The 26369-nt window shown below is 53.2% G+C and carries 26 protein-coding genes and 1 pseudogene; 1 reads left to right on the top strand and 26 read right to left on the bottom strand.

Translation table 11 applies throughout. The features are described from left to right. Positions 1 to 27: 27 nt before the first annotated feature. On the bottom strand, positions 28 to 585 hold the full coding sequence (locus ACO6TI_RS20905; RefSeq protein ID WP_422383295.1) for a tyrosine-type recombinase/integrase: 558 nt from the start codon (positions 583 to 585) through the stop codon (positions 28 to 30). A 189-nt stretch (positions 586 to 774) separates the two neighbouring features. Between ACO6TI_RS20905 and ACO6TI_RS20900 the strand changes: the two genes are divergently transcribed. Continuing rightward, complete coding sequence (locus ACO6TI_RS20900; RefSeq protein ID WP_422383294.1) at positions 775 to 1491, top strand: TylF/MycF/NovP-related O-methyltransferase; 717 nt, start codon at positions 775 to 777, stop codon at positions 1489 to 1491. Here ACO6TI_RS20900 and ACO6TI_RS20895 read toward each other — a convergent pair. The 25 genes and pseudogenes from ACO6TI_RS20895 to ACO6TI_RS20775 all read right to left on the bottom strand — a co-directional run bounded on the left by ACO6TI_RS20895 (position 1488) and on the right by ACO6TI_RS20775 (position 26322). Next, positions 1488 to 4613 carry a cadherin repeat domain-containing protein gene (locus ACO6TI_RS20895; RefSeq protein ID WP_422383293.1) on the bottom strand — a complete coding sequence of 1042 codons (3126 nt, stop codon included), beginning with the start codon at positions 4611 to 4613 and terminating at the stop codon, positions 1488 to 1490. The two genes, ACO6TI_RS20900 and ACO6TI_RS20895, sit on opposite strands and share 4 nt — an antisense overlap. A 48-nt stretch (positions 4614 to 4661) precedes the next feature. Beyond that, positions 4662 to 4835: a hypothetical protein gene (locus ACO6TI_RS20890; RefSeq protein ID WP_422383292.1), complete on the bottom strand. Its 174-nt coding sequence runs from the start codon at positions 4833 to 4835 to the stop codon at positions 4662 to 4664. Beyond that, positions 4832 to 5785 (bottom strand): hypothetical protein, encoded by a 954-nt coding sequence (locus ACO6TI_RS20885; protein WP_422385357.1) that lies wholly within the window; start codon positions 5783 to 5785, stop codon positions 4832 to 4834. The genes ACO6TI_RS20890 and ACO6TI_RS20885 overlap by 4 nt, the downstream gene beginning before the upstream one ends. Positions 5786 to 5959: 174 nt before the next feature. Then, positions 5960 to 6076: pseudogene (locus ACO6TI_RS20880) on the bottom strand (helix-turn-helix domain-containing protein); the annotation flags it as partial. Then, on the bottom strand, positions 6076 to 6573 hold the full coding sequence (locus tag ACO6TI_RS20875) for a hypothetical protein (RefSeq protein ID WP_422383291.1): 498 nt from the start codon (positions 6571 to 6573) through the stop codon (positions 6076 to 6078). The pseudogene ACO6TI_RS20880 and the gene ACO6TI_RS20875, both read right to left, overlap by 1 nt. Next, positions 6570 to 6857, bottom strand: coding sequence for a hypothetical protein (locus ACO6TI_RS20870; RefSeq protein WP_422383290.1), 288 nt, complete (start codon positions 6855 to 6857; stop codon positions 6570 to 6572). The genes ACO6TI_RS20875 and ACO6TI_RS20870 overlap by 4 nt, the downstream gene beginning before the upstream one ends. A 271-nt stretch (positions 6858 to 7128) precedes the next feature. Continuing rightward, positions 7129 to 7410: a molecular chaperone gene (locus tag ACO6TI_RS20865; RefSeq protein WP_422383289.1), complete on the bottom strand. Its 282-nt coding sequence runs from the start codon at positions 7408 to 7410 to the stop codon at positions 7129 to 7131. Further along, entirely contained in the window at positions 7410 to 7592 is a 183-nt protein-coding gene (locus ACO6TI_RS20860) for a hypothetical protein (protein ID WP_422383288.1), read from the bottom strand. The genes ACO6TI_RS20865 and ACO6TI_RS20860 overlap by 1 nt, the downstream gene beginning before the upstream one ends. 17 nt (positions 7593 to 7609) lie before the next feature. Next, positions 7610 to 8530 (bottom strand): glycoside hydrolase family protein, encoded by a 921-nt coding sequence (locus tag ACO6TI_RS20855; RefSeq protein WP_422383287.1) that lies wholly within the window; start codon positions 8528 to 8530, stop codon positions 7610 to 7612. Positions 8531 to 8577: 47 nt separating this feature from the next. Next, the gene (locus ACO6TI_RS20850; protein ID WP_422383286.1) at positions 8578 to 9399 is read right to left on the bottom strand and encodes a hypothetical protein; all 822 of its coding nucleotides are present in this window, start codon (positions 9397 to 9399) and stop codon (positions 8578 to 8580) included. After that, positions 9399 to 10385, bottom strand: a complete 987-nt coding sequence (locus ACO6TI_RS20845; RefSeq protein ID WP_422383285.1) for a hypothetical protein — start codon at positions 10383 to 10385, stop codon at positions 9399 to 9401. Before ACO6TI_RS20845 ends, ACO6TI_RS20850 begins: the two co-directional genes overlap by 1 nt. 70 nt (positions 10386 to 10455) lie before the next feature. Then, complete coding sequence (locus tag ACO6TI_RS20840; protein ID WP_422383284.1) at positions 10456 to 12339, bottom strand: cell wall hydrolase; 1884 nt, start codon at positions 12337 to 12339, stop codon at positions 10456 to 10458. A 575-nt stretch (positions 12340 to 12914) separates the two neighbouring features. Further along, a complete protein-coding gene (locus tag ACO6TI_RS20835) occupies positions 12915 to 14474 on the bottom strand; it encodes a hypothetical protein (protein ID WP_422383283.1) in 1560 nt (519 codons plus the stop codon). Next, positions 14474 to 15499, bottom strand: a complete 1026-nt coding sequence (locus ACO6TI_RS20830; protein ID WP_422383282.1) for a hypothetical protein — start codon at positions 15497 to 15499, stop codon at positions 14474 to 14476. The genes ACO6TI_RS20835 and ACO6TI_RS20830 overlap by 1 nt, the downstream gene beginning before the upstream one ends. Further along, on the bottom strand, positions 15496 to 15780 hold the full coding sequence (locus ACO6TI_RS20825; protein ID WP_422383281.1) for a hypothetical protein: 285 nt from the start codon (positions 15778 to 15780) through the stop codon (positions 15496 to 15498). Before ACO6TI_RS20825 ends, ACO6TI_RS20830 begins: the two co-directional genes overlap by 4 nt. Further along, positions 15780 to 16958 carry a hypothetical protein gene (locus tag ACO6TI_RS20820; protein WP_422383280.1) on the bottom strand — a complete coding sequence of 393 codons (1179 nt, stop codon included), beginning with the start codon at positions 16956 to 16958 and terminating at the stop codon, positions 15780 to 15782. The genes ACO6TI_RS20825 and ACO6TI_RS20820 overlap by 1 nt, the downstream gene beginning before the upstream one ends. Then, complete coding sequence (locus tag ACO6TI_RS20815; protein WP_422383279.1) at positions 16955 to 17374, bottom strand: hypothetical protein; 420 nt, start codon at positions 17372 to 17374, stop codon at positions 16955 to 16957. Before ACO6TI_RS20815 ends, ACO6TI_RS20820 begins: the two co-directional genes overlap by 4 nt. Then, positions 17371 to 17739 (bottom strand): hypothetical protein, encoded by a 369-nt coding sequence (locus ACO6TI_RS20810; protein WP_422383278.1) that lies wholly within the window; start codon positions 17737 to 17739, stop codon positions 17371 to 17373. Before ACO6TI_RS20810 ends, ACO6TI_RS20815 begins: the two co-directional genes overlap by 4 nt. Beyond that, on the bottom strand, positions 17736 to 19181 hold the full coding sequence (locus tag ACO6TI_RS20805) for a hypothetical protein (RefSeq protein ID WP_422383277.1): 1446 nt from the start codon (positions 19179 to 19181) through the stop codon (positions 17736 to 17738). The genes ACO6TI_RS20810 and ACO6TI_RS20805 overlap by 4 nt, the downstream gene beginning before the upstream one ends. Next, entirely contained in the window at positions 19178 to 19843 is a 666-nt protein-coding gene (locus ACO6TI_RS20800; RefSeq protein WP_422383276.1) for a phage adaptor protein, read from the bottom strand. The genes ACO6TI_RS20805 and ACO6TI_RS20800 overlap by 4 nt, the downstream gene beginning before the upstream one ends. A 59-nt stretch (positions 19844 to 19902) precedes the next feature. Then, positions 19903 to 21090, bottom strand: coding sequence for a P22 phage major capsid protein family protein (locus ACO6TI_RS20795; protein WP_422383275.1), 1188 nt, complete (start codon positions 21088 to 21090; stop codon positions 19903 to 19905). Between the two features lie 72 nt (positions 21091 to 21162). Beyond that, on the bottom strand, positions 21163 to 22119 hold the full coding sequence (locus tag ACO6TI_RS20790) for a hypothetical protein (RefSeq protein ID WP_422383274.1): 957 nt from the start codon (positions 22117 to 22119) through the stop codon (positions 21163 to 21165). 278 nt (positions 22120 to 22397) lie between these two features. Continuing rightward, positions 22398 to 22703 (bottom strand): hypothetical protein, encoded by a 306-nt coding sequence (locus ACO6TI_RS20785; RefSeq protein ID WP_422383273.1) that lies wholly within the window; start codon positions 22701 to 22703, stop codon positions 22398 to 22400. Between the two features lie 3 nt (positions 22704 to 22706). After that, a complete protein-coding gene (locus ACO6TI_RS20780) occupies positions 22707 to 24779 on the bottom strand; it encodes a portal protein (RefSeq protein WP_422383272.1) in 2073 nt (690 codons plus the stop codon). A 1-nt stretch (position 24780) separates the two neighbouring features. After that, a complete protein-coding gene (locus ACO6TI_RS20775) occupies positions 24781 to 26322 on the bottom strand; it encodes a hypothetical protein (RefSeq protein ID WP_422383271.1) in 1542 nt (513 codons plus the stop codon). Between the last annotated feature and the right edge of the window lie 47 nt (positions 26323 to 26369).

Raw genomic sequence — 26369 nt, 5'->3', positions numbered from 1 at the left:
TATCTCGTCAGCCAAGCAACCTAGGCATCACCACATCCGCGCCGCGATCTGCCGTTCTTCCGGACCGACGGCCTGAGCATAGATTGCAGTTGTCTTCATGTCCGCATGACCTAGCCAGCGCTGCAACATGTGCAGCGGAACATTTGAGGCGATCGCGTGGATACCGAAGGCATGCCGCAGCCCTTTTGGATTGGCCTGCGGCCCGTCGATGCCGGCAACGCCCATGACGTGCTTCAGATGCCTCCAGGCGGTCTGCCTGGACATTGGCCAAAGGCGCGCTGTGTGATTTTCGAAAAAGTCATGAAGCTCTTCGACCACCGATGGCGGCAACGGGATTTCCCGAAACACGATCTTGCCGCGCTTTTTCAGGGACCGAACCGAAACCACGCCGGTTTGTACCTGGAAGCTCTGGACCGAGAGAGAAAGCGCCTCGGAAATCCGGCAACCGGAATACGCCATTACCTCACAGAGCAGACGTGTCCGTTCCGGGGACCGTCTTGCGGTTTCCAGAAAGGAGTTTCTTTCGCTGCCATTGAGATAGAGACGCCTGCCGTCAGGCGCGTAGAGCTGAAGTCCGCCGTCCAAATCGCAACCCTATTGGTTATAGTGTTTCACGAGCACCAACGGTTGCGGAAAAATACTCCAGCGTTTCAAGTTGAACGCTACGCAACCGAGAATTAGTTGTCAATTATTGTTTGAAACAGCACGGTCCGCCGCAACACTATAACCAATTCTGTTTCATGAGCATTTGAATCTGTCAGAAAGGCCTTTTCAATGCTTATCAAACAAACAATCGGCCATGTATTATCCGACAATCCGAAGATCAAAGCTCTTGCCCTGAAGGTCAGCGCCTATCCCGATTTCCTGCGCTTTCAGGAAAGGTTCGCGGTTCCAGAGCTGATTTCCGGTGAAGCCAGAGAGAAGCGCAACAAGCTGTTTCAGGCTGTTTCAGACCAGGAAGGCTTGAGCACCATCCCGCTCCGTTACTTCGAGTTCGGTGTCCATGAAGGTACGTCCCTGAACTGGTGGTCAGAAACGAACCAAAACCCGGCCTCGCGCTTCTTTGGCTTCGACAGCTTCGAGGGCCTGCCGGAAGACTGGTCGACAACAAAACAGGCTGGTTACTTTTCAACCGGCTTGACGCTTCCGGAAACCGACGACACGCGCGTTGATTTCGTGCCCGGATGGTTTCACCGCACCCTGCCCCTGATGCTGCAAAAGCTGGAGACCGAGGACCGCGCCGTCATCCACATGGACGCGGATCTCTATCGCTCGACGATCTATCCGCTTTGCGTGATCGGCTCTCACCTTAAAGACGGTGACATCCTGATCTTTGACGAGTTTCTGGACTCCAGTCACGAGTTCCGCGCTTTCGACGATGCGCGCTCGATTTTCGGTTGGAAATTCGAGGTTCTCGCCGCGACTGAACAATATGCCCAGGTCGCGATCAAACTGAAGATTGCAGAAGCGCCGGTCTGGCGGAAGGGTTAAGCGTAATCCAAGCTATCCAAGAAGGCTTTCATATCTGTGCGTTTTTGTGTTGCATCACCAGACAGAGAATTCTCTGTGACGGCAAACTGAGCAATGGAAATAGGCGCATTGAAGGCAGACGATATATAGCCAGAAACTTTTGCATCAGTGGTTGACGAGGCGGTCACACCTCGGACTTCAACGGTATGCCAAGCATTGTCCGCAAAGTCTGTATAGATCTGTCCGCGTGTTGTTCTTTGAACTCCATCGATGTAAACGCTTCCGCCCGAAGTTGCAATTGATGTACTGGAACTCCCACTTTCACCAATTACGACAAGTGGCGCAGAATTCCCGCCATTTGTCAGTAGGATGAAATTGTGGTCCACATCGAGTTTTGCTCTGAACCAGAAGTCACATGTTGGGTAACCAGTGAAATCAACAGCAGTTGAGCCTTTCAATCCATCATCTATGCCATCTGCAAATTGGATGTAGGCAGATGATACATATGTTGGGGCTGTGCCCGCGCTATCGAGATTGTCACTTCCTGCCTGATCAGCCCAAGCCGAAACGGCATTTGATGCGTGCGTGACGCCAGTGCGACCATCGTACCAATGTCGCAACTCTGTTCCTGCTGCGAAAATGATATCAGGCTCAGAGATAGCGTTCTCATTGACCGTAATCGTGAACGTCTCGTCAAAGTACGAACCGCCGCTGTTTGTGTTGGATGCCCGGATCGTAACGCTGTGGCTGGTTGCCGTGGAATAATCGAGCGTTGCAGCTGTTTCCAGATCGGTTCCATCAATCGCAAACTTGCTGTCAGGGTCGCTGATGATCGTGTACGTAACCGTCGCATCACCGTTTGAGCCAAGCGCACCGACAACCGTTCCAATTGCTGCATCTTCGTCCACAACTTGAGAGGTCAACGTAATATCGGACGGAGCTGTGACTGATGGGAGAGTTACGGCAGCACCCGCAATCGCTCCTGTTGGCGCATTGAACCAGTGAATGTCATTGTCGAGGAAATCTTTCTCAACAAGCGCACGTGCGCCTGGAAGGGCTGTAAACCACGTCTCATCGAGAGGTAGACGGGTCGTCTGGTTTCCGCCAGCTGTGTCAGCTGGTCCAGAGGCCACAGGCGTGGGATCGTTGACGGGATCGGCCCAGACATCCGTTGCTGTGCTTTCCAGGCTGTTGCCGCCGCCATTGGTCAGGATGTAATGACCAGTTCCACCCGTGCCGACGAGGATGTTATTTTCCTCTTCCGCAAGGCTGGTTGCAGTGTAGGTCACATCAGGGTCGGGCGCTGTGTCCGTGACAGAACCGCTTTTGCGCTGGATCGAGCCATAGAGAACGTTGGCACCAAGGAAGTGCTCACAGCGCGTCGTGTTGCGATACTGAGCTGCCGTGGTGACTTCGGTCCCATCGTACCCGGTGAACGGAAGTACCGTGTTGCTGATGAGACAGAACTTGGGAACTGACGGAAAATTGGTCGTGACGGCGCTGTATCCGGAGCCGCCACGATCATACCCAGCCGGGAATGTGGAGTTGTCCTCGAAACCACGAATGGCAACGCTGCTCTGATCGCTGAGCTGGAGAACGTTACAGGTTGCGAAGATATCGCCGGAATCCTGAAACGTCATACCGATCGCAAAAACTGTGTTGATCAGGTTGCCGTGGATCCAGAGGCGTTTTGCCACCAGATAGCAACTGCCGCCGTTGCCGTGAACAGACCGGATTTCTCCAATGTGGTTGAAGGCAAAGAGCGTTGCATTCTGCGTGTAGAGAGAAACTGCGGTGATACCGACGAGCCGGACTTTGTTAAAGGCGACGACAGCATTGCTTGCCTCATTGACGACAAGCCCCCGTCCCTGCGGAATTTTCTCAATCGTGTTGTCGTAGGCGTAGAGTTCATCGAAATCGACAAGCGTCAGACCACCGCCGTTGCACGAATGGATCCAGCACTGCTCGAAATGCATGTTGGAACGTTCGGCAAGGTTCTGCTGCTTGGCATAAACACCACCAGCCCGACCATCGATCGGCTCAGCACCGCCGACACCGCGAACCGTCAGGCCGTAGAAACGCCAATGGCTTGCGTTGTCCAGATCGATACCGATCTTGCGCTTGGAAACCTCGACACCGGTCTCCAGGCTGCTGGCATTGTTCGGCCAGTACCAAATTCGCCATGTACCGCCGCCCTGGTCGCGGAAGGCCCACTGCCCCGCCCCTGAAATCGAATACGGGATGTTCCGCAAGGCCATTTCCTTGCTTTCCCAATTCGATCCGGTGTTGGTGAAAACAATGTCGCCGGACGAGGCAGTATGACTGGTGATCTCAGTCTTGAAGTTGGTATTACCTGCCTGATTGACCCAGATTTCAGAGCCATCAAGAACGCCTTGGGGGAATTCTGCTGTTTCGAACTCATTGGAGTTGATTGTGATTGCGCCGGTATTGGCTGATTTCGTCAGATCAGAAATCGATGATCCGACTGCATCCCCGTCCCACCATAGGGATTTGTGCCGAGCAATCAGCATGTCGTCGGCGTTGTTCATCCCCTCGCCAACCATGCTGACGGAGCCCATTACGCCGTCTTCAAGAAGAATGGCATCAGCAAGCGGGACATCACCTGACGGGGTAAAATCGACGTAATAGATGTTGGCGAAATTTGAGTTTCCGTCTACGTCCGATGCCTGGGTGCACTGCGTCCAGCCGGTAACAGCATCCGCGCCGGTTATGACAACCTCACCAGAGCCGATCTTGACCATCTTGATTGGATTGGCTTCGGTCGCGATTACCGATCCAAACGGACCAGGGAAAACGCTTTCACGATAAATGCCCGCAACAATACCGATCGTGTCACCAGCGCCGCGAATTGCCATGGCCTCGGCAATCGTTTTCTTGGCATTCGCCAGCGTCAAACCATCCCCTGACGACGAAACAGACGCATCCACGAAGATGAAATGACCTGTTCCAGTCGGGGCCAGCTGAAAACCGCGAGGAGACAGATAATTGGTCTCGTCTCCCACTAGTCCGGTAAGGGAAGCGGGATCGGTCGCACCGCGCGCAGGCATGGAGAATGCAGGCGGCGAGGAGGCCAAAGCCGTGCTGCCCATCAGCGACAAGCCGAGGGTTAGCCCAAATGCCATGAGCTTTATTCCTTCAGTGATTTATGGAGGTTTGCCGCTTAGGTGCGGTCAGCCTTTTTCGCGGTTCGTGTAGATGCCGTTCAGTGCCTTCGAGAGGTCCGCGATCTGCTGAACGACTTGTTTTTCATTGAGGGCAAAGGAGATGCCATCAAAGTCGATGATTGTTGTTTCGGTGTTGGGAATGCGCCCGATGCGCTGCTTCTTGACCGTTGTTTGAGTCATAGGATCTCAACCTCGCTCGAACCGCGCGCACCCTTGTCGAAATGATAGTGAAAGGCTCTCATTGAACGGCCAGAACGATACCCCTGCGCATGATGCCAAGCGTCTTGCGGAATCGGCGCTCGATGCTGGTGAACCTTCACCCCGCCATGTTCAAAGGTCATTTCGTTGTGTAGATGCCCTGTGTGGGCATGCTTCGACTTCGTTTCTGCCCATTCAGTCGATTTGATATTTGCCATGAACAGCGGGAGGTCTTTGGCCTTGCAGCCGTCTCCGTGCGTTCCCGCTATCAGATTGGTGCCGAACCGCTTCCAGTAGTAGGGAGAAGGGCTGTCATCAACTTCGATACGGCTATCATTGCGGTAGTACATGCGAAGGGCTGAACGGATACCGACAGTCGAAGCGATGTCGTGGTTCCCGGCCTTAATAGCCACCTCGACCAACTTGTGCTTCTGCCGAACCATCTCACAGCATTCAGTGATGATATCGCAGACTGCTGGCAGGCATTTGGCGTAGCGCGTGTCTACGTCCATGACATTGCCGGAATTCGGTGTCTGGTTTTTCGGTGTGTCGGCGTGAAGGAGATCTCCGAGCCCCAGAATGACCGCGTGATATGAAAGCGGCGCTTGATCAACCAGTTCCGCGAATGTCTCGACAAGCGTATTGCGTGCGATGGACAGATCCCAATCCGGTCCGTCGTTCTCCCGCCCCCAGGAGAACATTCCTATATGCCAGTCAGCCAATGGAAAGACGGTCAGCTTTTTGTCGTCATGGTTCTTGGCGCGGATGATTGCGGGGGCGAACGGCTTGAAGTCCTCGAATGCCTTCTTGACGATTTCCGAAACCCTGAGCGGGTCATCAAGGATAGTGCCCGCCTTCTCCCAGACCAGACGCGCACGCTTCTCTCCGTCCTCATCAATCTCTGAAAGCAGAGAAACGCCTTTAAGCGGCATTCCTTCCGGTAGCTGATAATGTCCTGGTGCTGGTGTGTACTTCGTTGATTGGCGCTTCAGCACTCCGTTTTGATCAACTGTTTCTGTCAGTTGCTTTATCTCAAATCCATCAGGTGCCGGTGTCGCTCGACCTGTAAATCCTCGTCTTTCTGCTTTCCTATATTGGTCTGCGAATGTTGTTCGGCTCATTCCGAGTTGGCGGGCCGCTTCAGATTTGTTTCCGTCTGCATCTTTATAGGCTTCGACAACCTTCCTAAGCCGCTCTTCCGAAAGTGGAGGAACGCCGCCCATCACGTGGCTCTCCTAGGAGGTATGGTGAATGGCTCTGTCCAAATAACTTGCTCGTGCTGGTAACCACCAGGAACAACGACAGCAGGAGCAGCCCGGAGCTTGCAGATCCAACCAACAGGAGGGAGATCCCCCACATCCCAACGCCACGGTTTCAGCCTTCGAGGCTCTGTTACGTCATCCGGCATAACCCCGGATAACCTGTCCGGTCTTGAATCGAAATTCGTATACTCCGCGCCCGGCTCTAGAGACCTGCAATAAAGCGTGTCATGAAAAACAAAATCCGACTCCCGGTAAACCCGCCGATGCGAGATAAACAACAAGGCTGTTTCACTGTCGGGGTCCCGACCCGCGAACTCTATGGTTTCATATTCAAACCAACGGTTGTGATCGTAAATGTACTTGTTGGCGATAGCATCCCACGAAAACAAAACCAGCCAAGCCAGCGCAACAATCAGGATACGGGCCGAAGTGCTAATTCGGAAACGGTCAGGGATCATTTACCCCTCCAAGCCTTGAGCCAAGCCAGAAGCTTGTCGGGGTTGACTAAAAGCCTCGCTATTTCCTCACCGGTCAGAGCCAGAAGAACCGCGACTGCCTCCCGGTAGATGTCCGGTTCCCAGCCGAAATAGTGCAAGAGCGGCTCTGTAAAGAAGATCGCAGCGATTAGAGCAGAGGCAACGGTCACAGCAGCCTTGATGAAGTTCAGGGACGTTGACAAAGCGAGCTTGATAAACGTTGCCCCCATGACCGCGATCCAGAATGCGGGGTCGAATAGATTCACTGTTCAACTCCCGCTTGGTAAAAAGACCCGCTCACAAAGCGTATTGTGACATCAGCCATGATTGCCCCTTTGCGGCTTTCGTGGTCAGGTCTGCCGGGGTGTTCGCGCATCCCAGCAGACCGGTTATTTTCGTTGCTCGTGACGCAGACATTCAGATCTCGTCCACGTGCCCGCGCCGCAAAGCCCCGCAACAGTGTCGTCAATCTTCTCTTGGTCGGCTGAGGTTTTGCCTTCAGCGCCAATCAGCGATGTTCCAACAATCTGCCGGGCGCTAAGATTCAGCTTCGGCTTTGAGGCACTTGTTGTTTGCGAAGGACCACACGCCGCCACCATCAATGCAAAGACGGCGGCGCACGCGAGCCTTGTCGGCTTCATCCGCGAGTTCATTGATTGCGTTCTCCGTTGATTGTCTTGCTTCTGCGAGTGCGCGTTCGACTGCTGCATCTGTCAGCGCCTTACCGTCCAGGCGACCCCAGACATACGCGCCGCCTGACAGCAAAAAAGCGACCACAAGGGCCGCTCCGAGCTTTTGGATAGTGTTGAAGCCGAACATCAGAGCCTGCCACCGATCCGCTTGGAAGCAGCATAAAAGCCTTCAACAGCAAGTCCCGCCAACCCAGATACTGCAAATACAATATCGGGGTCAGCTGCCAATTGTTGACCGATCACAGGCGATCCCATCATCGCGGCTCCGATGCCGTAACGAAGGGCAATTCTGATGTATGCCGGATTCATTGCAGTGTCTCCAGAGTTTAAGTTGCAACTCGCTGGCCGGTAATGACCCCGCGATAGCGAATGAAAAGAACGATCAAGCCAACGACGGCGAGAGCACCAACGCCCCACATTGCAACATTCATCAGCGTATCCACGGTCTGTGCGGCTGTTTCTGGCGCGCCTTCAACCGCACCAGCCCCACCACCAACCGTCAGTGTTCCGCCTGACGTGGCTTGAGCACCGCGCTTTGCATCCATGGCGCGAATGAGTGCAGCTCTGGATGCTGGTCCGACAATGCCGTCAACCACCAAGCCATGATCTGTCTGGAACTTTTTCACGGCCTCGATCGTTTGTTTCCCGTCCACACCGTCAGCGCCGTATTCCCCAAGATCGTAGCCAAGGGCGATAAGCTGCTTTTGATAGGCGCGAATTTCTTCTGATAGCGCTGAAACAGAAGCAGGAATCGCATTGGAGTGGCCGTATTTGCCAAACTCAATAAGCGCGGCTTCCTCTTTGCGACGGCGCACAAGACCCGCGAGTTTGCGCCCGTTAGCTGTAACAGCCGTGGTTCGAAGACGCTTTGCCGCTGCTGGCACATCGCGCGCCTTAAGGAATTTCGCCCAGGTCCAATTCAATGCGCCGGGACCACAGTTGAATGTGGTAGAACCCGCGCCGTCGTATTCGTGCTGGACCTTTGTTCCGATTTTCGCATTGACGGCTGCGCCGTACTCTTCATCAAAGACCTTCGGTAGCAGCATGTCTGCATCTTCGCGACTGATACGGTCGCCCATTCGCAAACCGCGACCGTGTTTTTTATGCCACCATGCAGAGAACACCTTGGAACCCATGGTGAAGCCGTAACCAATTGTCTTCACGCCAGCTGGGCAACGGTATGTTTTAGATACAAATCCCTCATGGGCCGCGACGAATGCCGCGCCCTCGCCGCTTAGTTTCGGCATGGATCACCTATTTGTCTGGATAAAGAAAAACCGCCTCGAGGGCGGTGCTATGCTTCGCTGAAAGAACGGGCCTCACCACCGGCGCACCGACTGGTTGTCCACGATGCAGTTATTGTTCGACCGGTTTGAGAAGCTAGCTTGTTATCATATGCGACGTTATGCATCGCGTTACCAAATGCCTGACTATGCCGTTTCGTTGCATTCGTGAAAGTGGTTGTTTCGTTTGCCGACTGCGCTTGAGATGCGATCAGAAATCCATCTGCCGGGATGTCGATAGTTTGAGCAATCGACGTGGCAATGAATGACGGTCCTGGCGGGAACCAATTTGTCGTGTCGTCATCAAACGGAAGCCCCAGAACATCAGCAGCGAGCAGAAACAGGGAAATGTAGTCTGCGGAATTGGAGGTCCAGTTGATTACGACATCGCCGCTCGTATTGACTTCATCTGAGAGATACCAAAGGCCCGCCCCAAGCGCATGATCGGGATTTGTCTGTGTGGTTCTCGCTCCTGCATCGTCACCAACAGCCGAGTTGCCTGCGATTGTGCATGTCTGCTGATCGAGAATACTCGCGCCGTTTTCAGCAGAAATTGCAATACATGCGAAGAGAACTCGACCGGTGAACGCAGGACCGAAATCAACAGATGAAAACGTGTGAGTGGTGACTAGCCCCAAAGGGCCCGCTGTTACCTGATCCACAAGCCGGATTGGCAAACGACTATAGAAATCTGAAGAACTTATCGACCCGGTTGGTTTGTTAGCCAAATGCTTGATACGTGTATCAGCAGACGAAATAGAAGTTCCTGCCGGAAGATTGAGTTCCGTAAGAATGTCCGTTGAACTGAGCGAACCCGATGCTTGGAGAGCCATTATGTGATCGTCTCCTGCGTGTGCCAGTCGCCAGCAATGTATACATTGCCATTTTCATCAAGCCGGAAGACCTTGGTCCCATCGACTTCGATGTCGAGCTTTGATGCAGCATGGAGATCAGCAGAATCAATTTTAAGAACCATGATGCCGTCAGTCGTTCCGTCTACTTCCGTATCGCCGAATGTTTGTGCCGCCGAAAAGGTATTGGCTGCATTCAACACCGGAACTGCATCACCTGATGTTCCAGTGTTTTTCTGAGCTGCGGTGCCAAGTTCGAGTGTCGCTCTCCCAGCCGCCGCGTCGGCGTCATCTATCAGTGATCGGCCAAAAGCTGTGAAGTCTGCGAGTCCCGCCGCCTCAGACCCCGTAAAATACGGCAGTTTGTTGGCAGCGCTGGTAAGGCCAGCAATCGCCGCCAGATCGGCGTCATAAGCCTGAACATGTGTCCCGATCGTGAGACCGAGAGAAGCTTGAACCGTTGCACCACTCTCGGCAACCCATGTTGAGCCATCGCCAACAATGAAATTCCCGTCTGTGGGTGTTAATCCGGAAATTGCCTGGAGAAGCGCCGGGAGGCTCGCTGTCTTTACGGTATGGAACGCAGACCCATCACAGAAAACAAAAGCAAACTCTCCATCTGAGATGATTACGGTTGTTGCGCCGTCAATTTGCTCCGAACTTGCCGGGTCAATCGTAACATCGCCGCCATTAGCTTTGACAATGCAGGACCAGCCATTTGTCAACGTGGCAGCGGCAGTCAAGCTAAAGGTTGCTGTAGCCGTGAATTCGATCAATTGATTATGATCGGATTTCAATCCGGCATAGCTAGTGGATTTGGTCTCATAGCGGCTGGTTGCCGACGCAAGGTCGGCCATAAGACGGCGAAAAGCATCATCAAAATTCAGAACTGCATCAGAGCCTTGAATTCCAATGCCTCCGATAGCCGTGTTCGACCCGGCAGTCGTGTTGTAATCCAATATGGACATGCAATGAACTCCATAGAAAAACCCCGCTCTTTCGAACGGGGCTCAAGACCTGATTTGGCTGTTTTAGGGGCTAGAACCAACCACCAAACGCATCAGCGACAGTCTTCTGCCCTGATCGTGAACGTTGTCGCTGCTCTTCTGCTAAGGCACGGCTATAGGACTTCGGATCATCACTACCACCTGCCGCCGCATAGGCCCTGGTGTAAGCTGCGTTGTCGAAGCCGCCGCCCCTTGTGGCTGCATTGACGGCTTGGCCAGTCGCTGTTCTGCCGAATCCTTCTGCGCTAACCAGCGGTCCGAGACTGAGCGGTCCCATTTGTGGCAAACCTGCCTTACCAAGCTGCCGACCAATTAACGCCCCAGGGATTGCGCCAAAAGGACCAGCGATCATGCCACCGAGAACGCCACCTGCGATCTGACCAAGCTGCTTGCTGATCTGTTTTGGCTTCTTTGGAGCAGAAGGCTTGCTCTTCGGAACACCAACACCGCTCACAACAGGAGCATCAATCTTGGGAAGATCCTGTTGCTTTGGTGCTTCGATGACAGGTGCGGAAATGGCGACATCTGGCAGCGGTTGAACGTCAGGTGTCACTTGCGGCAGACTTGACGGAGAAACGTAGGCAGCTCCTGGAACAGTTGGAAGCTGAGCAGGAGCAGCTCGACTTTGAGCAAACTGCTGATACGCATCCACCGTTGTTTGGCGTGATGGTTGAGCGGGGTTCACTGGACGTGAGGAAACTGGCTGAACCGGAGTTGGGCGCACAGCACTGACGTAAGTTGGCGCGACGGGCAACGCACCCTGCCCGCTCACACCACCGATAGACATTCCAGCGGGATTAGGAGCTGTCTCGCGAATCGCACTTGGCTCGGAATACGACGCCGGTTGCGATTGGGGCATTGTCCCCGCGATAACCGGCAAACCACTTACATCTGGTTTTGAGCGCGGCCCCAGCTCCGAATACAAGCCCGCATTTCGCGCCGAAACCCCTTCATTAAACGCATCTTTGAACTGTTCATTGACGGTTGCAGACGTTCTGTTCGGGCCCCAGGCTATGGGGGAGTTCGGACGAGCATTGTCTACGTGTACGCCCCAACCATAATGGCCTAAGCCTGTAGCACCTTGAACACCAGCTTGCCGTGCGAAATTTTCATAAAGACCAGGGTTTTCGTTGTACGAAATTCGCTCGCCATCCAGGGTGAGCGCGCCATCTGCCGCTCTTCCTCCGGCGCCTAGATCGTCATGCCTGGTCGAACCAGTCCGCCGCAAGCCACTGCCAATTTTAGGCTGACCGCCACTGTTGATGTCAAATCCGTAGCCACCTGTCGCATCAGATGCACGGCTTAAGATGCCTTCCAACTCGCTTGTAACCGGTTTGTTTCGAATTGCCGCCGCATTGCTGTAGGACAAAAACGGATTACGCGGCTCAATTCCTGATACCTGCTGAGAACGGTTCCTCAGAGGACTACCAACGTTCATTGCCGCATCAATTGCTTCCTGTCCGTTTCGTGGAGCAGGAGACGGTGGCGTTGGTCCCGTGGCGGCAAAAGATAACAAACTGTTCTGAGGAGCGCGAAAACCTGAACTCGTCCTAATCGAGCGATTTTGTGGGTCTGAATAAAAGTTGTGCCCGTCTGTAGCCGTTACAGCTTCCAGCCCGCTCGGTAGGTTTTTCGATGCAGCTGGAGTTGCATAAAACGTTGCGCTGTGAATCGGCCCCTGTGATCGAACTTGTTCAATCGCTTTTTCGGCAAGTTCTCTGTGCTGGTCATTTCCAGGCGGAATGCTCTTACCATACGCGTTGAACTCAGACTGGACTTGAACCACCTGCTCCGGAGAAACACCAAGCTGCTTCGAACGGTTCTCAATCACCGACGCAATAGCAAGCATATCCTCATAGGAGCCTGCTTTAGCTTCCCCGAGAATTACGTCAATGACTGATTTTGCGACGGTCATTTATCACCTTCCCCGTTATGATGATTCCGCCTTCGAAGAAGACTCGATAAGTCTCCATTCATCACCTAGAGTTGCTTTGTGAAAAATCTTCAACGGCAACTCTGAGGCATTCGCAATGAGCAAAGGTCCTGCATTTCTGCACAATCCGCAATCTCCAGACGTATACGCGGACGCTGCTTCTGGCTTTTTTGTATTCAATGGAAACATGCGAATTACCTTTGAATCCCTTCGAGTAAACCATTCATCGACACCTGGCCCTGTCGATCGCGTAGTGATCGGACGACTCGTGTTGCCAGTTGTTCAGGCAGAGGCCATGGCGCGTGGAATACTTGACATGATCGAACGCCATAAATCCGGCGAGGAAGTTGAGAATGCTACCCTTCAGTAGCTAACGCCATTGGCCCCTAAGCCTTGAATCTTTTCTCCGCCCCCATTACTTTTATCGGGCGGCAAGACAAGGAGAACTATGTCTAAGGAACCAACGAAAGAAGAGAAACAAGCCACTCTTTTCTGGGACGGCATTGCTGCTGTCATTGTTCTGATTGGCGTTTTTATCTATCGATATGGCGACCAAGTTAATTGGTGGTAGCCAAGGTCCCGGCAAGAATTTCAGGAGTGAGAGTGCCATTCTCAAGAGCCCGGATTATCTTTGGCGCATCAGCATCACTTAGTTTTCCTGCCCGTACCAATGCACGGACAAAATCTGCATTATTGCGGGTTGCTGTCTGAGCGCCTTTGCGAGCCGCAGTCCCTATCACGGGCACAGCCATCGCACCGACCGGACCACCTACTGCGGCCCCTGCGCCTGCTCCAATCGAACCGCCCAGCATATTTGTTGCTTGCCCCTCACCGAACCCAAACTTACCAAGCAGCTTCAGGCTGTTTTCAATCGGACCACCGCGAATGACCTTGATCATCGCGTTCTGCTCATCCTTGGTGAATTGTCCACGAAGGCGTTTGTTGTTGATTATCGACCGAAATTGCACTCGGAGACCATTTTCAAATCCTGAAGCTTGGTTTTCAGCCTTCAGAAAAGCTTCTTCAAGAATGTCGTCTTTCCGCATTCTCTTCCAGAGTTCGCGCCCTTCTTTGAGGTTGGCAACGGCAGCTTTTCGACCCGATGCATTTGTAACTACATCATAGGGCGAAATGCGCTCTGCATAGTTGTCCAAATTCTCCACGATGGAACCTAGCAGTTTTTTGTCCGTCTTCCTGTCCGGCGGAATGTTGCGCATCTGCTGCACTACAAAAGAACGGTAGTCCTGCAAATTACTAAGCGTCGGTTGGTTCTCTATAAAGCTATCAAATTCCTCAAGAACCTTCTTGACCTCTGGATTAACAGAAGCTCGGTACTTTGCTGCATTCAGATCGTCACCAATACCTTGAACCAGAACACCTCGTGATTTCTCACTGAGCCTAACCCCTGCATTCTCCGCAGCCTTAAACGCATCACCCGCCTGCGATTTTAACGTGTCGGCAGAAGGCGCAGCTTTTTTCGTCGCCACTCGCTTTGCAATAGGCTCGACGCTTTTCCGTAAACCCGAGCCAATTGCGGGAATTGCACCGCCTAATACAGCGCCCAACTGCGCGCCTTCGATGGCACTGCTGACCCGATCGGAGTTGTCGGCGTTCCCTGCTCCATATGCACCGCCATACAAGGCACCCTCGCCCATACCAGCTGCTACACGTGTTCCAAGACCCTTCCCTGCAGCCTGCCCAGCAAGGGTTACTCCCCTGCCTGCCAAGCCTGCACCAGTCGCCACTCCGCCGAGCAACTCAGCTGAAATCGCCGTAGCAGGGTTTTCTTTGCGAAATTTGTCTTGCTGACCTCGTTCAGCCGCCAGCGCATCGTCGTAACGATCGCCGAATGATTTGGAATAATCGAACCAAGCACCTTCTGGTGTTCTGCCCAGCATTCCTGCTTCCAAAGCAGTCAACTCGTCACCAAACCCAAACGAGGCCCCTTGTGTGAACGCATCTACAACACCCGGCAAACGCGAAGGAGTTACTTCGCTTGCGTTGGCTGAAGAGCTCGCAGTCTGCCCTTGGATGGCTTTTGCGATCTTTTTCGCTGCGTCTACATCACCCGCTTTGTGGGCATTGATGAGCGCACGCTTTGCCAAATCAAGGTCCATTACATATTCCCGTAATGCTGAATTAGTGCATCGGCGTCATCAGACGCGGGCATTTGCGGCGTATTCGCCGGCTGATTTGGAGCTGCGCCCAATCTGCTTTCAAGCGCCTGAAGATCGCGTTCTTTCTGCTGGATGAACGCTTTCAACAATGCCTGTTTCTCGACTGGGCTCTTGTTCGGATCACCAAGGGTCGCTCGAAGAGTTTCGCCCTCTTTCTGGGTGAACTGTGCGCCGAAGGTGTCTCTCAGAAGCGGCAGGATCTGATTGTCAACGACGGCAATGTACTCGGCACGAGCAACCGCAGATTCCCTAGGCTCCATGCCTGTTTGCCTCATACCCTCATCGAGGGCGCGTCCTGCAAGCGTGTATGTGGCATCCTCTGCCAGCTTATCCAGCCTACCTACAACTTCATACAGACCGGGCATCTTTGAGGAAATGCTGTCGTAGTTCGCTTGAGCCTCGGCCTGGGCTTTTCCGCTGGAAGTCCCCAGCGCCTTCTGTTCCGCCGCCCCGAAGTTATTTTTCGGCGTAACATTGATCACTTGGCCGTTTTTCTTATCCCTGAGAATAATTTCAGTGCCGGTGTCAATCTTCTCAAAGCCGCTCGAAACGTTGAAATCGCCAGTGTCGATCCGCTTGAAAGAACCGTCATCACCAATTGTGCCTAATACAGTGCTCCCATCCGCGTCCGTTCCATAGACAGGAGATTTGCTGTAAGTCGCAGTCCCTGGGATCTGTGCTTTCCGTTGCGCTAAATGGCTCTTCCAAGCTTCAGCAATTGGCATGCCTGATGAGACGGCTTGAGCCAGGTCGGGCGCATTCTTGTTCAAATATTCAAGCGTACGATTCCGCTCTTGTTGCTGCTTTTGCAAAGCCGCCTGATTTGCCATGCCTGGACCAGCCGCGCCAAAGGCATTCGCAAAATTCTGGCTGTTGCCCTGCCCCCCCATCAAAGCCGCTGCCATTGGCAAAGCAACCTGGGGCTCAAGGAGCGACCGGAAGGCATTTAGCTTGTTGGTCATCATTTTTTCTCCGGAAGTGGGAAGACCGGCACACTCATTGGGGAGTAAATGTTGTGAAGATCAGTCAGATAGTCCTGCGGATTGCCGCCATAGCCATAACTGAGCTGTTGAGCGATGGTTTCATCAAACCCATTCATGAACGGTTGAAGCTCAACGCGTTCGATCCCGACAAATGGGCCTGCGGTTGTCGCGGTTGAGGAGCCTGAACTACCGCCGCCGCCAGAATAGCCGCTTGACGAACCGCCTGATCTGACACTAGCGCCACCTTTGCCACCGCCACCCATTAGAAAAATCCTCCAAAAAGTGATGCCGCCCCGAGTCCCGCGCCGATTGTGTTTGAGAGGCCGTTATTCTGTTGCTGATATGGAACTTGCGCAGTCGATTGACTTGTTCCGTAACCACCAGCACCGCCCGCGACTGCCAGCAATGCTTGAAGATTTGACAGCGGTGCGTTCTGCTTCTCCTGGGAGATCCTCAACTCGTCATTCAGTTCACGCGTTGCCAGATCTTCGTAGGCCCCACCTACACCCCTGAGCATGTCAGCAGGTTGCTGCATGGCATCGAGTGCGGAAGACATATTGCCAAAGCCGGTTTGACCTGCGTTGAACTGCTGAGAGATTCCCTGCATTTGCCTGGAAAGGTTCCCGGCGTCTGTATTGGCAAGGTTCGTCAGGCCCGCAGCCTGCATCTGTCTGTTGCCCTGCTCAATTCCTGTCGCAGAGTTCGCAGCATTCAGACCAAAGCCGAGATTACTGAGACGTGAGGAATCAAGCATTTGATTGACTCGTTCCTGCGCCGCCCTCTCCTGCTGATACTGATTTGATCGAGCCTGAGTTTGAATGCCCATGATATCGCTTGCCATGGCGCCGAAATGATCGTCAGACCCATAGCGACCCATCGCACCGGCAGTGCGATCAGCAGCAAAGCGTGCTTCCTCACTGGCGCGGTTTAGCACATCCTCAAAGTAAGGATCTCCGCCGCCCAGCTTTTTCCCAGAAGCGACATCGCTTAGATTCTGTTCGCTGTAAGTAGGGCTCTGACTTTGACCATAGAGATTTTGCTGAAGACCTGAAGAAACACCCAAACCGCCCCGTGACATGGCTTCAAAGCCCGATGTGTCAACGTTCTTTTCACCAGTCGTAAAAGGGTTGAGCTGATCGACCGCCTGCTGCTGAGTGCCGGTAAATCCGCCCCGATCGACAGTTTGCTGCATCTGGTCGGCAAAACCGCCAGGAGCCAAGTTCTTATTGGCTTGGCTTTCCAGCGCATCCATGCCTTTCACTGTTTGCTCTGCATATGGAACAACCGTAGACATGGTGTTTGGCTTGATAAGATTGCCTTCGTTATAAAGCTTATGGGCGTCACCCATCGCCTGATTATAAAGAGGCTTCGCAGCAGCATATGGCTCATTCTTAGTCGTTTGAGTCTGCGTTTGCGTCTTCGTTTTAGACCCGCCGCTCATATTCCATCTTCCTCATATAAGACGCGCAATTTTCTTGCGTTCGGGAATAGCCGCCTGAAAAGCGCGTCCCACTTCTCCAGCCCCTCAGCTACGAGGCTGTCCGCACCACAATCTTCTTTGAGTTTGAGAACTGCCGCCCGGAGCGGTTTGATCCACTTCCAAAGCCCCTCGCCATAGAGAGCGAGGCAACGAAGCTTTTCGCCTGTTGTCCATGTTTCAGGACGCCAGACAGATGCACTCAGCACCCTCTGATCCGTATGAACCACAATCAGATAGGCGGTCCCGGCCCGACACTCTTTCCAAAGATCAGCGCTCGACATATCGCCGCCGCAGGCAAGACAGGCTCTTTCAAAACCCTCTCTCACTGACGGCCAAACCCGATCCACCTCGATGACGGGAACCAGGCTAATGTTCACGACACGCGACCTTGTGCGCCGAGATCAGAGACGAAAACAACTGTTGCCGTGATGACGTTGGCTGTGTCCGCTGTGACTTTAAGCTTCTGGGTCGCGCTGATTGACGAAAGCAAGATCGCGGATTCAAAGGTCACGCTGTCCTTTGTCGGAATACTCTTGATGAATAGAGTGTAGTCTGACGACCCGTCATTCCATTCAAGCGTGATTTCAACCGCACTCGTATGCTCATTGGCGAAATGAACGGCTATGATTTTTTGAGAAGCTGGACCGGCTGGCGTCGTGAAGATATCGGTCTGATTTGTCGTCGTGAGAACAGTTGATACAGGGCTTTGAACCTGACCGGAAAGAGGAAGCGTTACGCTCATATCTTGCCCGTTCTTTTACCGGTTTCCGCCAGCCCGACGACATGATTCCAGTTTTCACCAGCGGGAATATTCAAGCGGAACCGATGCAAGCGGCCTTCATGCTGAAATGGACATAGTTTGGTGTCTGTTTCCGGTGTGATTTCGTCAGACCAGCGGCGGGTTCCGCCGTGATAATCAGAAATGCCCGCCTGAAGCGTAAAGTTCGCGGCATCGGTGTACACACGGGCTCCTTGAAGCATCGTGAGCCAGCCAGGGTTCATCTCTATGTCGGCAGCTTCAAGCGTTGCGGCCTGTGCCGGTCCTGTAAAAAGTCCGAGTTTGTTGGTTTCGTCAAATGCCCCAAACCTTGGGATACCACCAGAAAACAAGGGCGAGTCAAATGGCTCGTTTACGTCATCGATCGATGAATACAAGTTGGCAAGACCATCCCAGGACACTGACGGAGTGGCCAAAGGCAACATTTCAGTCACATTGACATCAGACGGACACCAGCGGTCCAATTGCCAATTGTAGCCAACCAGTATTTTGCATTCCCCGACGCTTTCCGCCTGCGTCCAAACGATTTTGTTGAACGGATCAGCAACGCAGCTGATCGAATCCAGCTTTGTCGCGTCCGCCTGCTCCTTGAACCAGCGATCAACGCGCTCAGCGCCAATCGGACGGCCTTCAACCCCCAACATAAAACCATCGCTGGAGTAGTAGAAAAACTGCCCTGGCCCGATCTGCACAAGCGAACGTGGCGCAAACACACCGCGATCAGGATTGATGATGTTCGTTGTAAACGAGTAGTCACCGGATGTTGCGATCGATAGCTGCCGCCACATTGTCATTTGAGCAATGAGGGCGCCGTTTTCCGAGCCGATGACGCCTTGGATCTCGCCGCCGTCAGCAAAATCCTGATAACTGCACCCACGTTGACCAAGGGTCCAGAACGAGGCGTCCCCCAGGCCGGAAGTCTGTGTCCTGCGTGGGTTGCCCTGCAAATGCGCGATCAGCAGATATTCACCGGCAACCGCACCATATTTGGAACGTGGCGGAGATCCACCTAGATCCGCAAACGCTGTACCGCCATCAATATCAATGAACTGCGTGTCTGTTCCGAGATTTCCGGCAATCAGCAGGCTTCCGTAAACAACAAACCACCATGAATCGCCTGACGGAACAGCTGGTGTCGTCGGACCTGTGCGTGTGGTCCAAGTGTAGTCAGTGCTGTTCAGCTCAAATAGACCGGCTTCAGTTCCCGCGAAAATCTTGTAAGAGCCGGTACTCGTGCGAACTGCAATCGCACCACGGCAGGTGTCGCCCAAAGCCTCAGTGAAGATAGAAAGGCTTGGCAGTGGCCCCCAGCCATCACGCACCGGGATGACATTGGTTACAGACGTTGATGCAGACGGTGCGAAAATGGCCCTGTCTGGTTCAAACGGCGGAAACGCAATCGTCATCTATCGACGCCCGTATAATCGCCGGAATTGATATTGAAAGAAGATGCTGACACCAAACCAGCATCAACACGAAGCGGGGCGACGGACTTGGAGCGTGATTCAAGCCACGCAACACGATCTTTCGCCTGCATGTAAAGATTTTCGTATCTCAATGCCGCGTCATCGTCCTGGGAGAATATTGCCGTCTCTCTGAGGCATCCATAGAGATAAACGTCGGGATGATTTGTCAGAAGCCAGTTCGGGTCTGTTGTCGCAAGATCCAGCCTCTTCATTCGATAGCGAAACTTGAAGATGTGCGCCTGATCGCAGGGCTTATCCAGATCCAGATTTGCACCATTGATCATCCAGGCAGATGGAACACCTGACGTAAGCTCAAGTGAGTAATTTCCGGCAACGATCGGGGCAAGATGGTCTTCGGTTCCGAAAGTCGTCAAATCCAGTGAAATGGGTTCGAGAAAATCAGTTGGAAGCGGTATTGAGCGACTGTCAATCGTTCCCGTTAAGGTCGTATCGACTTCAGCTGTCCGAATAGGAAGCTCAACATTCGCACGCGATTCAAACAAGGCAACAAAGCCGTCAAGACGATCCGTAAATGCGGTGTCAGAACGCCCGCGATACTTCTGAATCTCTGTCTTGAGATCGCTTAGGTTGCTGAACGCCATATCAGAAGGCCCAATTCACCAAGAGGAAATGAAAAGGGGCACCGAAGTGCCCCAATTCCTTAGTTGTTCGCCCAACGGCATGCCAGCTCAGGACGAATGGCCTCATAGCCGTAAAGAACATCAATACGGCAAGGCAGCTTGTCGTTGTTGATGTCGTAGTCACGAACCAGGCGCATCGAAATGCCGTCCATGACCTCACGAGCGCAGAAATCCACACCCTTTGGCTTGATCAGATCAGCCGTTGCAAACGCAAACGCATCACGATGAAAGCCCATCGAAATGTTGTGGACTGCTGAGGCACCGCCAACCTTAGTCACTGCCTGGTTGTTCGCAGCGCCGTTTGTGACATTCTGCTTCGCACCAGTTGCGACAATCGCCGGAGAAATCGGAATTGAAGTTCCGCTCGCCCCAACATCCGCCGTAACAACGAACTGCATGAGCTGGTTCGTGTCGACCTTGGTCTCAGGATGAACACGGTTCACACCCGCGATGGTGATGATATCACCCTGCTTCAGGGTTCCCGTGCCGGTGTCAACCGTCAAAGCAGAGCCTGTTTGCGCAGTTGCGTCGTTGGTCAGGTAATCACCGGTTCCATCGTCCGAGCCAGTCGTGTGCGTCGGCAGAAGCGTATTTTCCATGAAGCCAAAACCAGCCGTGCGACCAATGTAGCCTTCACGATACTGCTTGGAGACCTCTTTCTGGTCGTTGAACAGACCTTTCAGAGCGTCGACCAGGTCAACGTTGTCTTCCGTGTTGATCAGCATGGAAAGCTTGTCCATCGGTGTCAGGCTGTCAACCAGCTTCCGGCGAACGTTGGCAACGTTCTTGAAGGTTGCCGCATTGCCGAGGTTGCTCACCTGCTGGTAAACGCTCTTGTACATGGACAAGGCGTCTGACTCGATGTTCGCGGCCAGGACAGACATCGCAGGAGCAATGATGCGCTCGCTGAAATCGTCCAGATCCATCGTCAGTTCAGCAGACGTGAAATTCATCGCGACGTGCTTCTGAGACGAAACCGACAGGGTAACACTGGATTCTTCGGTGTCCTGCGCGGACATCGTTGCACCGTCCGTTACCGTGTATTGGTTCGGCAGGCGGATTTTGAGGCTGTCACCGATTTTCGCTCCGTCGTTCGCATACGACTTGTCGTAGTTGCGATTGACGTTGCCGACGAAGTTCAGCTTCTGGTGAAGAATGCGCAGCGCCTCTCGGGTCACTGCGGTTGGGGTCAACAGTGTGTTGGCCATGATAAATATCCTTCTGGCCGGTCACCCGGCACGGGGACTGGACGTCATCTCGACGTTCAATCGGATTGGTGATCAGTAACCGCCTCTTGCGGCCACCTGCTTCTCTCGCACTTTCAGCCAATCATCGGTCGACATGTTGTCGTCCAAACCGTTCCTTGCAGAAGTGCGACCCTTCGCTTGCTTCTTGAGCGGTTTGACTTCTTCCTGCGTTTTGACCTTCTTGGCTGCTTTTCGCGCGGCTGCTTGCTGCTTTTGCAGCTTCTGTCTGAGCTGGCGTCCGTCCATCGCCTCTCTGAGGATTTGCAACATGCGGGGATCGCGGAGTGAGCCAACGTCTTGCTCCGAATAGCCGTATGTTTTTGCAAAAGTCGTCAGTTGGAGGTTCAGGTCGTCTGACCAGTCTGGAATTGCCTTGTTTCGAGCCGAGACGTATTCCTCAGTGCGCTTGGCGTCTTCACGCTGCGCAGCTTGAGAACGTTCGTGCTCCTTCTGCCGGATACCACTTCCAACTTTCTGCTGAGCTTCTTTCAGCTGTTGGAGGTTTCTCCAGTGCCGCCCTGCATCCAGGGGGTCTTGCTCTTCAAGCGCGTTCCAATCGACATTGCTGTATTGGTCGATCTGGTTTTGAAGCGCCTGGAATTGCGCATACTCACCCATCAACTCGCGATGGCCTTGGACTTGCTGTTCGAACGATTGCTGCTGTTCGTCCAGTGCCCGTTTGGTCTCAGCGTTTGCTTGAGATTTCTGCGTGTAGTCGGCATCTCGCATGAGAGCCAGTTTTAGGTCAGGGTGAATCTTGTAATTCTTGCCCTGGAACTCGACTTCTTCTAGCTCAGACTCAACGTCATCATCGCCAAGGTCGATTTCTTCGTCGTCCTCTTCTGCCTCCGCCTCATCCGTTTCCGCGTCTTCATCCACTTCAACGTCATCGACTTCGGTTTCTGACGATTGCTCGTCCTCTTCGCTTGCTGAATCCTGAATTTCTTCGGTATCCAGTGCATCTGTTTCGAGCAGTTCATCAATTTCCATTTAAATCACTCCGATAATCGGTTGGTGACAATAAAAAAGCGCCCCAAATGGAGCGCTCGCTTGATCCAGTTTTGAGGCTGGAAATTCTTAGGCCGCAGAAGCCTTTCGTTGACTTTGGTAGAGGCTGCACCAGCCAAGAGTGGACATTGCACCCTTCACCTTCTTGCAGCCGTCAGGGAATTCGAAGTTTGCGCAGATTTCACACTTCATGCGCTTTTTCGGCGTGGCTTGGTGGCCTGCCTCTGACTTGGTTTTGCGATCGTCAATCATGGCGTGCCCTATGAATGCGTGATTGCTGCAACACGCCCGCCTTTGGGCACACGCAGAACGACATAGCCGCCGTTCGCGACAGATACCGAGTTCGTCACAAGTGCGCTTGCTGTCAGCCCCTTGTTGGTCACATAGTGTGCGCTGTCCAACGAACGACAAAGAGCGTGCGTTGCGCCATCTGGTTTTGTGCCTGACTGAGCGCTGGTTCCCGACGTGGTGACGGCTTCAGAAGAAATGATGTCATTAACGACAGCGCCGGGGTCCTCGCCAGCAGCTTCATGCGTGACGATCCATGCGACGTGCAGAGTTGCCATAATTTAGTACCTGTAGCCTTGAAGTGGTGTTGGTTGTGCGTACTGCATTGCAGACTGCTCAGCTTGCATTCGGTCGGTCTGCGCCTTGTATTGATTGGTTTGGGCGTTCATCAGATCGACAATCTTCTTAATCTGCAGTTCAATGTCCCGTTGACGGACCTGCATTGCATCGAGAGACTTGTCTTCTTTCAGCTGCTTGTTCTCTTCCTCAAGCTGCTTGATCCGCTCCATACCCTCTTCAATCTGCTGTTGGATCTCAGGGGGAATGCTTTGCTCTTGAAGCTGCTGGGGCAACATCTTCTGAAGCCTGCGGGCGATCTCATCAGCCCCAGGCCAGTCCATGTTTTTCGCAATCAGGTCACCGATGACAGGCGCAATGTCTGGATAAGACCGGACCATTTCAGTCATCTGCGTTGCGGCTTCTTCCCGACGAGACGTAAACGAAGGACCGGCATTGACAATCAAGTCGTATTTTCCAGCTGTAAGGTCAAAAACGCGCATGACAGGCTGTTCTGACACTTCTCCCGTTTCAGGGTTCTCAACCTGTTCAGTTTGAGGATTTCCATCCTCGTCTTTTGCCTGGACTGGCTGGTTGATTTTGGTCGATTCCTGCGAACCATCCTCACCAAGCACCCGAACAATGCGCGGCTTATCGTAGATGTGCGGGATCAAATCGATTACAACGCGGCCTGTGTGCCGGATTGCCCTAGTCAGGTTGTCAAGGAAGTGGAATGTCGAAACATCCCCTTCTCTCTGACGCGCCATAATCGCTTTGCCTGACGTTTCATTCGAGCGAGCACCAAGCGAAGCGTCATAAAGACCGATAATCGCCTTCATGTCGTCTGAGGCGTTCAGGGCCTCTTGAAGTGCACCAGCTGCCGCACCTGAGTCCATCGGTTGACGCTGCGGGGGCATACCATTTGCCTCCCGAACAACATCATATTCAAGATACGCATGACTAACTTGGTTTGCGGTCTGCCACTTAGCGGAATCCGTTGCAAAAGCACCCTTTGGCCCGATAAACGGAACACGGGGCGCGAGTGCAACAAGCTCGGTTCCCGTTGTGCGCCAGTAATTAAACATGCGCTGAGCGTCTTTGCCGTTGTGAATCAACGAACGCAGGTAGCGCTTGCCCTCAATGTCAAAATCTTCCCCGTAAACCGGAATGATTGGAATGTATTTTCCAGGCCATGCATCAGTTGAAAGGATCTCCGCACCCGTCATCTTGTATCGAGTGACTTTGTGGCTCGGAACCTGCCGTTCTTTCACAACGCTGATGTCATTCGCAAACATCACATCGCGAAGGTCTTCAATCTGCTCCTTTCGAATGACCATCCCGTCACTCAGAAGCAGAATTGTGCGTTCAACTTCCTCACGCCGCCACCAATCGGCAACCATGACATATTCTTCGTCATGCCAGGGCGCGTTCATTTTCTGGAAATCGAATTCCCAATCAACTCGCTCAGCTTCTGGGTACTGTCGCTTGAAATCGTCTTTCTTCACCTTGTCGATGTTAAAAGCTGTGTTCCAATCAGAGGAGTCCGCAGCCGTCGACGCTGGATCGCCATAAATCGCAAACGGATTTGCTACGCGCTTGATCAGGAGATCCAAATCAAACGTGTCATCGAACGTATAATCGATATCGACCGTCCAATAGCCGAAACCACGGTCAACGGCACATTCAACGCCGGTGTCATATGCAACATCTGCATCCGAAATGTACTCGATGTTTCGGATCAGACCGTTGATGACCTCAGCTGTTTCGATATCCGCTGTATCGTCAACCGGGTGAACCTTGATAGAGGGTTTGTTCTGACGAGCATCATTGACAACCTGTCGTGTAAACGCAGGCATCTTGTTGATTGTCAGACATGGACGACCATCGGTGTCGCGCTGTTTTTTGATCGCTTCCGGCCACTGCTCACCAAGGCGCGCAAAGCGGACATCATCAAGGGCGGTCTTGCGGTTTTCGTCCTCGAATTCCTCTGCAAGCTCGAAGGCTTCAATTGCCTCCTTCAAAAGGGAATCGTCGGAAGACGCGCCTTTCTCTTGCTTGGAATCGTTGTCTTTTTGCATGCTACCCCATCCAGCCGACTACAGGCCGTTCAACTGGCTTTCTTGGTGTTTCTTGGATGACCGGCTCTGCAAACGTCAGCGCAACTGCGTCCCATTCATCAGGTGAACGAAGGCCGCGCTTTCTGATTTCTTTTTTGCTTTCGAGAATGACCCTGGTCAGGCTGTCGTATTTGTAGCCGGGAGCGCAGGCATCGGCCTGGAGAGTGTCTGTATCTGGAATATCGACACCCGCAGGCTCTTCAAGCCACTCTTTCGAATTGCCCCACATCTCAGCACGACGGTTTTGATACCCGCCCTTTGGTTTTCCGTCTTCATCAAGCGGTTGAGGCTCAAGAGGTGAAGAACCGAAGTTCACTGCAATAACAGTTTCGCCGTATCCCATTTCAACAAGGCGGTCATAAACACCAGCTCCAACACCGCCAACATCGATGAACATTTTCGCAGGCTTCTCATCATCGATTACCTGCTTTGCCCAACCTGCGCCCTGCATGGTGTCAAGCTTGAGCTTGGAATCGATCTTGGAAACTTTACGACCGCGCCGATACGCCATCGTATGACGGTCGTCACCCATCCATGCCGGATCGTAACCGATCACCAGCGGGCCGATTGCCTCACACTCATTTTTGCGGGCTTTGACTACAAGCTCTGCCGGTATGAAGCTGTCGTGACCAGTGTTCTGGAACGCCTCAGCAGCTGTTGCAGGATACTCCTGCTTGAAGAGAAGCGGATCTTTCAGCTCAGCAATCTTATTCCGGCGCCAGACCATTTGCTCAAGGTCCAAGTCGTAAAGATCGCGGTACTTCTGCTCTTCCTCGTCTAACTCAAAGTCATCAGGAATCGCCCTGCGGTATTCTTCTTGCCAGAACCATGGAATGAAAATGGCGATGTAATCACCAATTCCCGCTTCTGCCTGCTGCCAGCGCTCGTGGAATTCACCACCAACACCGTTGGCCGTGGATTCCAACAGGATCTCGGTTCCATCAAGATCCGGAACAGCCTGAACAACTCCAGCAAAGTGCTTGTCTGCATTCGGCCAGAAAGCAACTTCCGACCCATGGAATAATTGTATCGTGCGCGATCGACCTACAGCCTTGGAACCTGCGGTGCCAACCGAATAACCGCTGTCCAAGCGGTCGAAGTACAATTCCTTAGCGCTTGCTGCCCCTGTCGAGGGCTTTACCAGTGGCGGGCAATGCTCATGGTATCGGTCAACCATGCCGAACAGATTGTCCGTAGCGCTCTGCTCATGGGTCAGGATGAAAACACCAAGACCCTTGCGATGCGTTGCGCCGTGATAATACCGACCACCGATGTATGTTGAAATGCCCTGCTGCCGACCCTTCAGGATCAACGCGCGGACTTTCCCGGTTTCCGCCTTTTGCTGCTCAAGACGCTTATGCAGATACTGTTGCGCCCGATTTAGATTGAACGGCTCAATTGCGCCCGACTTGGTTCTGATCTTCAAGCAACGAGGCGCGTAGTGCTCGAAGTCCGCTTTCAGTTTCCGGCGAATTTCGCGCTCCCGATCAGATAGCCGAGCCATGCCGCACCGAAACTATTGAGCTTTTCGAGCTGTTTTGAAACTTTTGG

This window comes from Roseibium album, from assembly GCF_965233825.1.
GTDB classification, from domain to species: domain Bacteria; phylum Pseudomonadota; class Alphaproteobacteria; order Rhizobiales; family Stappiaceae; genus Roseibium; species Roseibium album.
The sequence above is the reverse complement of the archived record's forward strand: the minus strand, read 5'-3'. Positions and strand labels throughout refer to the sequence as shown.